General features: G+C 69.8%; 7 protein-coding genes. 5 read left to right on the top strand and 2 right to left on the bottom strand.

Going from position 1 to position 13,738, the window contains the following annotated elements:
• The first annotated feature begins 108 nt into the window (after positions 1-108).
• Positions 109-1,293 carry an MFS transporter gene (locus HZ321_RS10910; RefSeq protein ID WP_181702337.1) on the top strand — a complete coding sequence of 395 codons (1,185 nt, stop codon included), beginning with the start codon at positions 109-111 and terminating at the stop codon, positions 1,291-1,293.
• A gap of 18 nt (positions 1,294-1,311) precedes the next feature.
• Here HZ321_RS10910 and dgcA read toward each other — a convergent pair whose 3' ends face one another.
• Positions 1,312-2,298 (bottom strand): N-acetyl-D-Glu racemase DgcA, encoded by a 987-nt coding sequence (dgcA, locus tag HZ321_RS10905; RefSeq protein WP_181702335.1) that lies wholly within the window; start codon positions 2,296-2,298, stop codon positions 1,312-1,314.
• Between the two features lie 175 nt (positions 2,299-2,473).
• Here dgcA and HZ321_RS10900 point away from each other — a divergent pair, with 175 nt between their 5' ends.
• Genes HZ321_RS10900 through HZ321_RS10885 form a run of 4 tightly spaced genes read left to right on the top strand, consistent with a single transcriptional unit; the run spans position 2,474 to position 6,759 of the window.
• Complete coding sequence (locus tag HZ321_RS10900) at positions 2,474-3,643, top strand: ABC transporter permease (protein WP_181702333.1); 1,170 nt, start codon at positions 2,474-2,476, stop codon at positions 3,641-3,643.
• Positions 3,644-3,648: 5 nt separating this feature from the next.
• On the top strand, positions 3,649-4,452 hold the full coding sequence (locus tag HZ321_RS10895; protein ID WP_181702331.1) for an ABC transporter ATP-binding protein: 804 nt from the start codon (positions 3,649-3,651) through the stop codon (positions 4,450-4,452).
• Between the two features lie 13 nt (positions 4,453-4,465).
• A complete protein-coding gene (locus HZ321_RS10890) occupies positions 4,466-6,124 on the top strand; it encodes an MlaD family protein (protein ID WP_181702330.1) in 1,659 nt (552 codons plus the stop codon).
• An 11-nt stretch (positions 6,125-6,135) separates the two neighbouring features.
• Entirely contained in the window at positions 6,136-6,759 is a 624-nt protein-coding gene (locus tag HZ321_RS10885) for an ABC-type transport auxiliary lipoprotein family protein (RefSeq protein WP_181702328.1), read from the top strand.
• 157 nt (positions 6,760-6,916) lie between these two features.
• Here HZ321_RS10885 and HZ321_RS10880 read toward each other — a convergent pair whose 3' ends face one another.
• Positions 6,917-13,132: an apolipoprotein A-IV repeat region-like domain-containing protein gene (locus HZ321_RS10880; RefSeq protein ID WP_181702327.1), complete on the bottom strand. Its 6,216-nt coding sequence runs from the start codon at positions 13,130-13,132 to the stop codon at positions 6,917-6,919.
• Between the last annotated feature and the right edge of the window lie 606 nt (positions 13,133-13,738).

The raw sequence follows: 13,738 nt of genomic DNA, 5'->3' as shown, positions 1-13,738 counted from the left end.
GCCCGCCGAGACCGGATGAGTTATTAACCCGCCCGCGCTTCTATGGACGCAAGAGGCCCCAAACTACCAGTGATTCCTTCTAGATTCAGTTTATAGCGGGTCGCGTCCGTGACAATCGGTTCTGCGCGCCTGTCGCCAGCGCTTTTGATGGCGACCTATTTCGCCGTGAGCTTTTTCGTCAACGGCATCGTCCTTCCCTATTTCCCCGTGTTCCTGCGGGACCGCGGCCTCAGCGGCGAGGAGATCGCGCTGGTGGTCGGGCTGCCGTTCATGCTGCGCGTGTTCTCCATGCCGGTGATCACCGCGTTCGCCGACCGGATGCCGGACCGGCGGGTGCTGATGCTGGTGCTGATGCTGCTGATCACCTCGGCGGTGGTGGCGCTCGGGCCGCTGACCGATCCGACGGCCATCGTCGCCGTTTCGCTCGTCATCCTGATCCTCAGCTATTCGCACGGCCCGCTCACCGACACGATCGCCATGTCGCTGGAGCGCCGGGGGCAGGGCGACTACGGCAAGATGCGGCTCTGGGGCTCGGTGAGCTTCATCGGCGGCAACCTGATCGGCGGCGCTGCGCTCGACCATTTCGGCGTCCCGGCGATCTACACGCTGATGATGATCGGTTTCTCCGCCGCCGCCTTCGCCACCTTTCTGCTGCCGCGGCCGGGCCCGATGCCCACGGTCCAGGATGCCGCCTCACTGACGATCCTGCGCAAGCCGGCGTTCCTGGCGGTTCTGCTCGCGGGCGGCTTCGTCCAGTCGAGCCACGCGGCGCTCTACGGCTTCGCCACCATCACCTGGCAGCTGCGCGGCTATGACGAGTTCCTGATCGGCTGCTTCTGGGCGGTCGGCGTCGTCGCCGAGATCATCCTGTTCGCCTATGCCAGCCGTCTTCCCCAGGCCATCAAGCCGACCACGCTGATCTTCATCGGCGGGCTGATCGGCGTGGTGCGATGGGGGCTCTTCACCGTCGATGCGGGCGCGATCCCGACGCTTCTGATCCAGATCGGCCACGCCGGCTCGTTCGCCATCGGCCATATCGGCATCATGCGCTTCATCAAGGAGACGGTGCCGGAGCAGCGCGCGGCGTCCGCGCAGGGCACCTACGTCATCCTGCTCGGCTTCGCCATGGCTGCGGCCACCGCCGTCAGCGGCCGGCTCTGGGAGCGGATCGGCGACGACGCCTTCGGCGCGATGTCGGTGTTCGCCGCCATCGGCGTGGTGATCCTGGCGATCACCCGCAGCGGCGCCTCGCGGCTTCCGACCCTCGCCGGATCGGAAGCCCGGGCGGCGTGACGTCGACCGCGCCGACACTCACCCCCAGACCTCCGCGCCCGGCGGATAGACCGTGCTGCCCTCGTAGTGCAGCCCCGGCTCGCGGTCGCGGGCCAGCAGAAGCGGGCCGTCGAGGTCCACCCACTTCGCGGTCTGGGCCAGCAGCATGGCCGGCGCCATGGCAAGCGACGTCGCCACCATGCAGCCGACCATGACGGCGAGGCCAGCGTCGTCGGCGGCTTTGGCCATCCGGAGCGCCTCGGTCAGCCCGCCGGTCTTGTCGAGCTTGATGTTGACGGCCTGATAGCGCCGCGCCAGCCGCGGCACATCGGGGGTCAGATGGGCGCTCTCGTCGGCGCAGAGCGGCACAGGAAATCGCTTGCCCTCCAGCCAGCCGTCGTCGCCGGCGGGCAGGGGCTGCTCGATCAGCGTCACGCCGGCCGCGGCGCAGGCCTCCATCGCGGCAGGGAAGGTCTCCACCGTCCAGCCCTCGTTGGCGTCGACGACGATCTCCGCATCCGGCGCCCCGGCGCGCACCGCCTGCAGCCGGGCGATGTCCTCCGGCCCGCCGCCGAGCTTGATCTTCAGGATCGGCCGGTCACTGGCGGCTTCGGCGGCCGCGCGCATGACGTCCGGCGTTCCGAGCGACAGCGTGAAGGCGGTGATGCGCGGTTCGGGCGCTGCGAGGCCGACCAGCGTCGCGGCCGGCATGCCGCTCGCCTTGGCCTCCAGGTCGATCAGCGCGCAGTCGATCGCATTGCGGGCGGCGCCGGCCGGCATCAGCGCCAGCAGTTCCTGGCGGCTCGCGCCGGCCATGATCATCGGCCGCACCTGGTCGATGGCGGCCAGGACGCCGTCGACCGTCTCGCCGTAGCGGGCGTAGGGCACGCACTCGCCGCGGCCGGTGTGGCTGCTGTCGGTGATCGTGGCGACGACCACCACGGCCTCGGTCTTCGATCCGCGCGCGATGGTGAAGGTGCCGGCGATCGGCCAGCGCTCCACGGTTGCGGTCAGCCGTCGTAGCATCGTCGAACTCCCGAGTGCAGCCTTTCCGCCACGTCGGCGGGATAATGCGCCGAGCCGGCGCCGTTCGGCGAGGCGGATGAACGGCTTGTGATCGACACGGACGCGAACCACGCTATACGAAGAGGGCGAGCGGGCGACAAGACGGGGGACTTGAGCGCACGCCGATAGGGACGCCATGGCGGAGACGACCCTCGACCAGACCGCACCGTCCGCGGATGCCCAGACCCCGATCGACGTCCAGTCGGAGCGGGCGGGTCTGCGCGTGCGGCTGTCCGGCGAATGGTCGGTGGAAACCGCGGCGGACCTGGAAGACCGGCTCGATGCGGAGACCGCGCAGGCCCCCTCCGGCCCGGTCGTCATCGACGGTTCCGGCCTCGAGAAATTCGATACCGCGGGCGCTTGGCTGGTGGAGCGCACCCGGCGGCGGCTGACCGAGAGCGGTGCCGCCGTCGAGCTCGCCGGCTTCTCGGAAGGCCAGCGATCGCTGATCGCGGCGGTGGAGAAGACCCAGCGCACCGCCCCGCCGGAGCCCGCGCCGGTCAACCCGGTAATCCAGTTCCTGTCCCTGGTGGGACGCGGCGCGGCGCTCGTGCTCGCGGATCTGCGCGCCGTCACGACCATGCTCGGCGAATTCCTGGTCGCCTTCTCCGGCACGCTGATGTGGAAGCGGCGGATGCGCTGGCCGGCGTTCGTCAACCACATCGACCGCGCCGGCTTCCAGGCGGTGCCGATCATCGCTCTGATGAGCTTCCTGATCGGCATGATCATCGCCCAGCAGGGGGCCTTCTACTTCCGTTCGTTCGGTGCCGAGCTGTTCGTCGTCGACCTCGTCGCCGTGCTGGTCTGCCGCGAGATCGGCGTGCTGCTGACCGCGATCATGGTCGCGGGCCGGTCCGGGTCCGCGTTCACGGCCGAGATCGGCTCGATGAAGATGCGCGAGGAGATCGACGCGCTGACCGTGCTCGGGGTATCGCCGGTGGACGTGCTGGTGGTGCCGCGCATCCTGGCGCTGGTGATCTCGCTGCCCATCCTGGCGCTGGTGGCCGACCTCGCCGCGCTCGCCGGTGCCTGGGTGGTCGTGCTCTTCTACATCGGCATCCCGACCGACACATTCCTCCTGCGCATCAAGGAGGCGCTCGACGTCTCCTATGTGCTGGTCGGCATCGTCAAGGCGCCGTTCATGGCGATGGTGATCGGCTTCATGGCCTGCGTGGAGGGCATGAAGGTCAAGGGATCGGCGGAGAGCCTCGGCGAGCACACCACCGCCTCGGTGGTGAAGGCGATCTTCATGGTGGTCGTCATGGACGGCATGTTCGCCATGTTCTTTGCGGCGCTGGGGATCTGACCGGCATGGAGACGGTGCTCGACAGTCCCGCCGCCGAACGCCGCACCGACCGCGAGGTGGTGATCCGCGGCCGCGGCCTCACGGTGGGTTTCGGCGACAAGCTGATCCTGGAGGACCTCGACATCGACGTCTACCGCGGCGAGATCCTCGGCGTGGTCGGCGGGTCGGGCACCGGCAAGTCGGTGCTGATGCGCACCATCATCGGCCTCAACGCCCGCCGTGCCGGCACGGTGGAGGTGTTCGGGCAGGACCTCGACGCCGCGAGCCCGGCCGAGCGCAACCGGATCGGCCGGCGCTGGGGCGTGCTGTTCCAGCAGGGCGCGCTGTTCTCCTCGCTGACAGTGGCGCAGAACGTCGGCGTTCCGATGCGCGAGCACCTGAAGCTGACGCCCGCCCTCGTCGACGAGTTGTCGCGGCTCAAGATCGAGCTGGTCGGGCTGCCGCCGGACGCTGCAGACAAGTATCCCTCCGAACTCTCGGGCGGCATGATCAAGCGCGCCTCGCTGGCGCGTGCCCTGGCGCTCGACCCGGACATCGTGTTCCTGGACGAGCCCACCGCCGGCCTCGATCCGATCGGCGCCGCCGATTTCGACACCCTGATCGAGAGCCTGCGCGACACGCTCGGGCTCACGGTCTTCATGGTGACGCACGATCTCGACAGCCTCCTGGAGGTGACAGACCGCATCGCCGTGCTCGGCAACAAGCGGGTGCTGGTGGACGGCACCTTCGCGGAGCTGAAGACGGTCGACCACCCCTGGGTGGACGCGTATTTCAACGGGACGCGCGCCGAGCGCCTCAAGATCGAGTAGGTTTTCAGAAGCGATGGAATCACGGGCGAACTACGCGGCGATCGGTCTTTTCGTCCTCGTCATGCTGATGGCGGGGCTCGGATTCCTGTTCTGGCTCACCAACGCCGGCGAGCGTGCGCGCCAGGCCGAGATCCGCGTCGTCTTCAGCGAAGCGGTGACCGGGCTCAACACCGGGTCGGCGGTGCTCTTCAACGGCATCAAGATCGGCGAGGTGGCCGATCTCTCGCTCGACCAGAACGACCCGAACACGGTGATCGCGATCATCCGGGTGGACCGCACCAAGCCGATCCGCACCGACACCCGCGCGACGCTCTCCTACCAGGGCCTCACCGGGGTCGCGAACCTGCAGCTGGCCGGCGGGTCGAAGAACGCGCCGCTGCTGGTCGATTCGGCCGGTCCTGAGGGGATCCCGACCATCGAGGCGGAGGTGTCGCCGTTCCAGGACATCCTGGAAAGCGCGCGCAACGTGCTCACCAAGGCCGACAGCGCAATGACGGCCATCGACGAGTTCGTCACGGAGAACCGTCCGTCGGTGAGCCAGACCGTGCGCAACGTGCAGAGCTTCACCAAGGCGCTCTCGGACAACTCCGACCAGGTTTCCGGCACGCTGGAGAACGTGTCCAAGGCGGCTGCCGCCCTCGGCGACATCTCCGGCGAGATCAAGGGTTCCGCCCAGCGTGTCGAGGAGATCCTCAACGCGGTCGACCCGGCCAAGGTGGCGCAGGTGGTCGACCAGCTGACCCAGTCGGCGGAACGGCTCGACCGCGTCATGGCGCGGGCGGAGACGGTGGCCGACGGCATCGATCCGAACACCATCAATGAGGCCGTCCGCAACGTCTCGGATGCGGCGCGCACCCTCAACGAAACCGTCGCCAAGGCGAACGGCGTGATCGAGGCGCTCGATCCGGAGGAGGTCCGCACGCTGGTCGCCAACCTCCGGCAGACCTCCGCCGACATCGGCTCGGCGTCTCGGCGGGCCGACGAACTTCTCGCCTCGGTCGATCCGAAGCGGGTGGAGGAGATCGTCGCCTCCGTCGACGTCGCAACGCAGAACCTCTCCGACGTGTCGACGACGGTCGGCAACGTGGTCTCCTCCGTGCAGGACACCTTCACCAAGGCCGGCGAGCTGATCGGGGTGGTCGACACCGCCAAGGTCCAGTCCACCGTTGACGACGTGGCGGCCTTCGCCGATCGACTCGACGCCTACGGGCCGCAGGTGGACGCCATCCTCGGCGACGTGAAGTCGGCGTCGGAAAGCCTGCGCCGGCTGGGCGCCACCATCGACGAGCGCAACGGCGACGTGAACCGCACGATCACCGAGGCTCGCGATCTCGTCGCCCAGCTGAACGGCATCGCGGCGCGGGCAGATGGCGTGCTCCAGAAAATCGACGCCTATGTGGAGGGTGACGGCAGCGGCCTGATCGCCGAGGCGACCGAGACGCTGAAGTCGATCCGCTCGGTCGCCGACACGCTCAACGCACAGGTCGGTCCGATCACCAGCAACGTCGCCCGCTTCTCCGACCGCGGCCTCAACGGCATCGTGCAGCTGGCCGAGGACGGCCGTCGCGCGCTTGGCCGCCTGGACCGGGTGCTGTCGGGCATCGAGCAGAACCCCCAGCAGTTCATCTTCGGCGGCGAGGGCGTTCCCGAATACTCGCCGCGCCGCAGATGAGGAGATCCCGCGTGACCGTCAGAGTTGCCTCTCTCCGCCCGTCCGGGCTCCTGCGCGCTGCGGCGGCGCTGACCGCGGCCGCGTTCCTGTCGGCTTGCGCCTCGCTCGGCGGGGGATCGCCGGCCGACATCTTCGACATCCGCGCGCCGGAAACCTTCAACGGCATCGGCGGGCGAACGTCGGCACAGCTGCTGGTGCCGACGCCGTCGGCGCTCGAGGCGCTGGCGACCAACCGCGTGGTGGTCCGTCCGACGCCGGCGCAGATCGCCTACTACCCGAAGTCCACCTGGAGCGACGACCTGCCGGCGCTGGTGCAGACCAAGCTTGTCCGCGCCTTCGAGAACTCCGGCAAGGCGAAGGCGGTCGGCACGCCCGGCCAGAGTCTGGCGATCGACTACCAGGTGATCGTCGACATCCGCGCCTTCGAGCTCGACGTCGCGGGCGGCCGCTCCGCCCATGTCGCGCTCGGCGTCAAGCTGCTCGACGACCGCACCGGCAAGGTGCGTGCGACCAAGCTCTTCGAGGCCCGCGTTCCTGCCCGCACCGACACCGCGACCGACGCCATCGCCGCGCTCGACCAGGCCGCCGGCGAGGCTTTCACCGATATCGTGGAGTGGACCGCCGGGGTTATCTGACGGGGACGGGTTCGGCCCTTCCGAGGAGGGGAAGCTCTGCCCTCTATCGCCGAGAACCTCCGACTGATCGACCTCGGGACTCCCACCGTCCCGGCACGCCACAACGAAAAAGGGCGCCCCGCGAGGCGCCCTTTTTGCTTGTTCGTCAACGCCGTCCTCAGCCGAGCTTGCCGCTGGCGTGGGCCAGCATGGTGTAGACCTTGCCGGTGTCGGAGTTGAGGTAGTTCTGCGCCAGCGAGCCGTCGGGATCCTTGCGCACCGCGTCGTCGTAGAGGGCGCGGAAGTGCTCGATGTAGCGGTCCACCGCGATGCGGAACTCCTGGTCGCGCTGGTACTTGCGACGGATCTCGTCGAAGGTCTGCTGGCCCTGCAGGTTGTAGAGCCGGCGGGTGAAGACATTCGTCTCGCCGCGGCGGTAGCGGTTCCACAGGTCCACGAAGGCGTCGTGGTCGATCGCCCGGGCGATGTCCACGGAGAGCGAATTCAGGCTCTCGATGGTGTGTCCGGGGTTGCGCGAGGGATCCGCGGGGCGGTTGCCCGCCGGCGCGGCAGTGTCGCCCTCGTCCTGCACGCGGCGCAGGAGGTCGGCGATCCAGCCGCGCTCGCGCGGCGCGTCGGCCGGGCGGGGCTCGGCGGGACGGCGCGGTTCACCGCCGTTGCCGGCCGCGAGAGCCTCCGGCTGCGGCGCCGGGCGCTCGGGGGCAGGGGCCGGTGCCTGTCGCTCCGGGGCGCGGGCCGTCGGCGCCGGGCGGGGCGCTTCGAGCACGGCAGCGGGGGCCGAAGCCGCGGCGCGCTGCTGGACAGGGCGGGCGACGTCCGTGTTGGCGGCCTGCCGGGCGACGATCTGCGACAGCTCGTTGAGCGCGGCGATCTGCTCGCTCACCACGCGGCGCATGGCGTTGGCCTGCTGGCTCGTCTCGTGCGGCAGGTCGAGCACGCCGCGGGAGAGGTCGGCGCGGATCTGCTCCAGTTCCCGGCCAACGGCACGGGCGGCCTTGCGCATCTCGTCGGTCGCGCCGGCGAACTGGTCGACGGCCGATCCGATCGAGCTGTTGATCTCGCCGATCAGCTGTTCGCGAATGGCGCGGACGGCTTCCCGGGTGCGTTCGCCCTCGGTCTCGGCGGCGCTGCCCAGCGTGCGGAGCTGGTCGGCGACGGAGGCGGTGGCGGTCTCGGCGTTGCGGGTCAGCGCCATGCCGACGTCGCGCAGGCGCTTCTCGGCGGCGGCCAGCGTGCCCTGCATCAGGCTCGCGAAGCCGGCGGTCGACTTGTCCACCGCGGCGCTCTTCTCGGCGATCTCGCCGACCAGGCGCTCGATGGCGGCGCTGCGTTCCTCGATGCTGCCCTCGAAGCCGCGGCTGTGCGTCTCCAGGCTTTCCGCCGCCGCGAGCAGCGCGCTGGCGTGCTCGGTGAAGCGGCCGGAGATCAGGCCGATCTCGCCCAGCACCCGGTCGGAGAGTTCGCGGATGCCGAAGACGGTCTCGTTGATCTCGCGGCTGGAGGTGCCGGCGGCAGCGGCCACGCGATCGATCGTCTCGCGCAGGTCGGCAGTCTGCTCGGACAGCGAGCGCTCCATGCGGGCGAGGTTTTCGCCGGTGTTGTCGAGCAGCGAGCGCAGGTGGTCGTTGGCGACGCCCAGCTGGGTGAGCACCGACGACATGTCGGAGCGGATCAGTTCGTTGGTGCCGTCGAGGGCGGCGACGAGGTCGCGGCCCTGGCGCTCCAGCGTGTCGAGCATCAGGCGCGTCGCCTCGGAGAAGGACCGGGCGGCGCCCAGGCTGATCTCGTCGATGCGGGTGCCGATCTCGGCGCTGCTGGCGTCGAGCGTGGAAAGCACGGTCTCGCCGGCGGCGCGAACGCGGGCGGCGGCATCGCGTCCCTGCTCGTCGATCACCAGCGCGAAGCGGTCGGTGCCGGCCTTCATGCTGTCGACGATCTGGGTGCCCTGGCCGTCGAACAGGGCGTCGAACTCGGTCATGCGCTCGCGCAGGAGGTCGGCGAGGGCGCGGGTGCGCTCGTCCAGGCTGCCGGTGACCGTCTCCAGGCGGCCGGCGAGCAGGCCCTCGATTGCCTCGGCCAGCGAAGCGAGCCGGGTCGCAGCGCCGCCGATGGCCAGGTTGAGGGCCTCGGTGGAGCGCTCCGTCTCGCCGGTGAGGCGGGTGGAGATCTCCTGCACGGAGCCGAGCAGGTTGGAGCGAACGCGGGCGCTCTCGCCGGACAGGCGGTCGGTGACCTCGTCCACCGAGCTCGCCAGGATATCGCGTGCCTTGGTGCTCTCGTCGACGATGCGGATCGCGACCGCTTCCAGCTGGTCGGTGACGCTGATGCGGGCGCGGTCGGTTTCGCGCTCCAGCACGTGGGCCGCCTCGATCATCGCCCGGGCGAGGTTTTCGCGGGCGACCTCGGCTTCGCTGGTGAGAGCGCCGGAGATCGCCTGCAGGCGCTCGGTCAGCTCCTGCTGCAGCGTCGCGGTGCGGCTGTCCAGCGTCTCGGCCACTTCGAACACGCGGCTTCCGAGCGAGATGTTGATCTCCGAGACCTTGTCGGCCAGCGTCTCGGCAAACTCGTCCGTGCGGGCCTGAAGCGCCTTGGCGACGGTTTCCAGACGGCCCTGCATGGCGTCGACGATGTCGGTCTGGCCGGCGTTGAAGGTCTGCGCGAGGTCGCGGGTGCGGGCGGCCAGCGTCTCGGTGATCTGGCGGGCGCGGGTGTCGAGCACCTGGTCGATGCGCAGGGCGCGTTCGTCCAAGGCCTGGGTCAGCGCGTCGGAGCGGGTCGACAGGCTGGTGGTCGCCGTCTCCAGGCGGCCGCCGACGCGGGCGTCGAAGGCCTCCACTTCGTTCGCCAGCGCTGCGGCGAGGCCGTTGGAGCGTTCGTCGAGGCCGGACACCAGGGTGCCGGTGCGCTCGTCGATGGCGGCCGTGATCGTCCCGGTACGCTCGTCGATGGCGGCGGTGATCTTTCCGGTACGCTCGTCGATGGCCGAAACGAAGACTTCGGTGCGGCCTTCCAGCAGGTCGACGAGGCGTCCGAGACGCTCGTCCAGCGCCGCGGAGATGTCTCCGGTGCGGCCGGACAGGGTGTTCTCGATGCTCTCGGTGCCGGCGGCCACGGCGCCCTGGAGGGCGGCGGTGCGGGCGGCGAGGGCCGTCTCGAAGGACTGGATGCGGTCGGCGAGCGTGCCGTCGAGCGAGCCGGTGCGGTCGACCAGGGTCTCGACCAGCGCCGCGGCGCGGCCGTTGACGATCTCGTCCAGGCTGCGGATGCGGGCTTCAAAGCTGGCGCTGAGGGCGTCGCCGCGGTCATCGAGCAGATCGCCGAGGCGCGAGCCGACGGTGGTGATCGTTTCGGCGAGACGTTCGGTGCGGGCGGCCAGCGCGGCCGTGATCTCGCCGCCGATGCTGGCGAGACGTTCGGCGAACTGCGTCTTGGAGCCCTGCAGGGAGGCCTCCATGGAGGCGGTGACCTCCTCGACGAGGTCGCGGATGACGTTGGCGCGGTCTTCCAGGATGCGCGCCATGCCGTTGCTGGTGTTGTCGAGGCGGGCGGTGAGCTCGGCCGCCTGGACGACGGTGCGGGTGAGCGAGGCCTGGGCGGATTCCGACTGGGTGCGGAGCGCGTCGATGATCTCGGCGATGCGGCCGTTGAGGCTCTGCTGCAGCGTCTCGGTGCGGGTGTCGAAGGTGTCGGCGACCTCCAGGACCTTGGAAGAGAGCAGGGCGTTAACGTCGCCGAGGCGGCCGGCGAGCTGGTCGGCGATCTCGTCCGTCTTGCGCACCAGGGTGCCGGAGACGGCCTCGACGCGCTGCTCGAGGGCGGTCACCGCCTCGTTCTGGCCGGCGGTGAAGGTCTGCGCGAGATCGCGGGTGCGGGCCATCAGCGTCTCGGTGATCTGGCGGGCGCGCGCGTCCAGCGTGCGGTCCAGGTCCGAGGTGCGGGTGATCAGGCTGTCGACCAGCTGCGAACCGCGGCCGTTGACGATGTCGTCCAGCGCCTGGACGCGGCCGTCGAGCGCCACGGAAAGACCCTCGGCGCGCTCGTCGAGCACGGTGGTGATCCGGTTGCCGGCGACGGCGACCGTCTCGGCGATCTGGTCGCCGCGGGCGTTGATGGTGCGGGCGATCTCGGCGCCGATCATTGACAGGCGGCCGGAGAAGTCCTCGCCGGTGCCGGAGAGGGTGGTCTCCACGGCGGCGGTCGCGTGGTCGATCAGGCCGCGGATGCGTGCGGTGCGGTCGTCGATAACACGGGCCACCTCGCCGCCGGTCTCCGACAGACGGTCGGCCAACTCGGTGCCGTTGACGGTGATGACCGTGCGGATGTCCTCGCCAGTGCGGGCGAGGCGGTTGACCAGCTCGGTGCCGCGGTTGGCGATCTCGCCGGTGATGCGGTTGCCGGTCTCGTCGAGGCGTTCGGTGATCTCGCCGCCACGGATCGCGAGGTCGACGATCACGGACTCGCCCGTCGAACGCAGGTTGCCGGCGATCTCGTCCATGCGGGCGGTGATGGCCTCCGCCACATCGGTGCCGGCGCGGGTGACCGTATCGTTGATCTCGCCGGCGCGGGCAGCGAACTCGTCGGCGAAGCCGCGGCCGGTGCGGGCCAGGGTCTCGCTCGCCTCGGCGGCGCGGGCCTCCATGGTGGATCCGATGTCGACGACGGTGCGCTGCAGGGTGGCGTCGAGCGCCTGGGTCTGCTGGTCGAGCGTGGTCTCCAGGTTGCGGGCCTGCTGGACGAGCGTCGTTTCCAGCACGTTGGAGCGTTCGGCCAGCGCCGCCTCGAGGGCGTCGGAGCGCTGGGCGAGGGTGGTCTCCAGCACGCGCGAGCGGTCGGCGAGAGTGGATTCCAGGAAGTTTGTGCGGTCGTCGAGGGCGACGACAATGGCGTTGGAGCGGTCGGCGAGGATGCGCTCCAGCTCGCCGGTGCGGCTGGCGAGGGCTCCGCCGAGTTCGGCCGAGCGATCGGCCAGCATGCCGCCGATCTCCTCGGAGCGGTGGGCCAGGATGCCGCCGAGTTCCTCGGACCGGTGGGCGAGCGTCGTTTCCAGCCGCTCGGTGTGGGCGGCCAGAGTGGAGCCCAGAGCGGCCGCCTGCTCGCCGACGGTGCTGGCGAGGCGCTGGCCTTCCACGCTCAGCGTGGTGTTCAGCTCGTCGGCACGGGCGACGAGGGTGGCGGTCACGGCGGAGCCGGTCTCGGCAAGGCGGGTGTTGATCGACTCGCTCTCGCGGCCGAGGGCGGTGATGATCTCCAGCCCGCGGGCGGCCAGCTGGTCGCCAACGGTGTTGCCGGTGGCGGCGAAGCGTTCGGTGAAGCCGACGGTCTCGTTCTCCAGGCGGGTGGAGATCTCGCGCCCGGCGTATTCCAGGCGGCTGGCGAACTCCTGGCCGCGCTCGGTGACGACGGTGACCATGGTGCGGCCGGCGTCGTCGAAGGAGGAGGTCAGCTCGCCGGCTTTCTCGCTGATCGAGCGGGTCAGCTCCCGCGCCGTGTTCTCCAGGCGGGTGGTGATCAGATCGCCGGCGGTGCGGATCTCCTCGGCGAGGCCCTGATGGGCGCCGGCGATGGAGGCGCGGACGCGCTCGGCGTTGGTGACGACGGCCTCGCGCTGCGTGATCAGTTCCTCGATCAGGCTGCGGACGCGGATCTCGTTCTCCGAATAGGAGCGCTCCAGCGCGGCGACCTCGTTGTGGACCAGAACCTCCAACTCGCTGGCGCGGGCGAGGGCGCGCTCCACGCCGTCACCCATGGCGGCGACTTCGCGGCGGATCGCCTGGCCGACGGTGACGACGTTCTCCTTGGCGACGGTCTCCGGCTCGGCGAGGCGGACGGCCACCTCGGCCAGCGAACGGGCGGCGATACGCATGTCCTGCGCCCGCCAGACCATCACCGAGATCGCCCAGAAGAAGAGAACGGGGAGGATGACGGCGAGGCCGATCAGCAGCGTCTCGGGACGGCGCAGCAGGTCGGCAGTGGTCGCCGTGCCGGCGACCGGGGCGAGGATCTCGTTGGCCAGCCAGACGCCGCCCGCGATCCAGGCGAGCGAGGCGAGCAGGGCGATCCAGAACGGTGCGGGAGAGGGCCGGCGCTGGATGTGGTAGAGCACGTTGGCGACCGAGCGCCGGTCGTCGTTGGCGGCGGGGCGGGGGCGGCCAAGCGCCGGGCGGACCGCATCGGGCTCCGCCGCGGTCTCGGACGCGTCGCGGCGCGATCCGGCGGGCTGCTCCTGCAGCGCCTCCTGGACGATCTCGCCGAACAGGTCCTTGTCCATCGTAGCCTTGTCGGTCTCGGTGGTGCCGAAATCGATCTTCAGCGCCTCCTCGACTGCCGAAAGGGCCGCTTCGGCCGGATCCGTCACCTTGGTGCTTTTTGCCATGACCCCTGGTCCTCTCGCGTCCGTACTCAACTACAGACCGGCCGCTTCTCCCGAAGCCGGAACGTGCCTTCGGATCGATCCGCCCTTCGCGCCATGGCCCTGGCGCTCGATGCGGATGGGCGGGGCTCGCCCTGAACTTCATCCCCCGGACGTAAGGTCTTCCGGGGACAAGGTTCGGACAGCTTCCACCGTCTCGATGTAATGGCACAACGGGTGCCCTCGAACAAGAAAGGCGCCGTTTCCGAGCGTCCTTGTTAACATCCCTTTAACCCTCCGCAACGATGATCCGCGGTCGCATACGGGTTTTGCCGGTGCCGGCCATCCACCCCCGTCGGATGCTCTGCTATCCTCCGCAAAGGGTCCGGAGCGAGGGGCGACGAGGCGTCCGGCGGCTCTCGGAGCAACCGTCCGACAGGCTCCAAGTTCCTGCTTTTTATTTGTTTTTCATTTTCAGCGAATGCCCTGCACGCCGGATCGCGAGTCGACCGGGGATCGTGCGGTCCGCTGCAGGCGGGGTCTCCAGCGCGCTGCCGCTGCGGGTGGAACAGCGCGCCTTAACGGCGGTTAACCATATCCGGAGAATCTCCGGCGGGCGGTGTCCGGATC

It is taken from the genome of Chthonobacter albigriseus (genome assembly GCF_013839445.1).
GTDB lineage: Bacteria > Pseudomonadota > Alphaproteobacteria > Rhizobiales > Pleomorphomonadaceae > Chthonobacter > Chthonobacter albigriseus.
The sequence above is the reverse complement of the archived record's forward strand: the minus strand, read 5'-3'. Positions and strand labels throughout refer to the sequence as shown.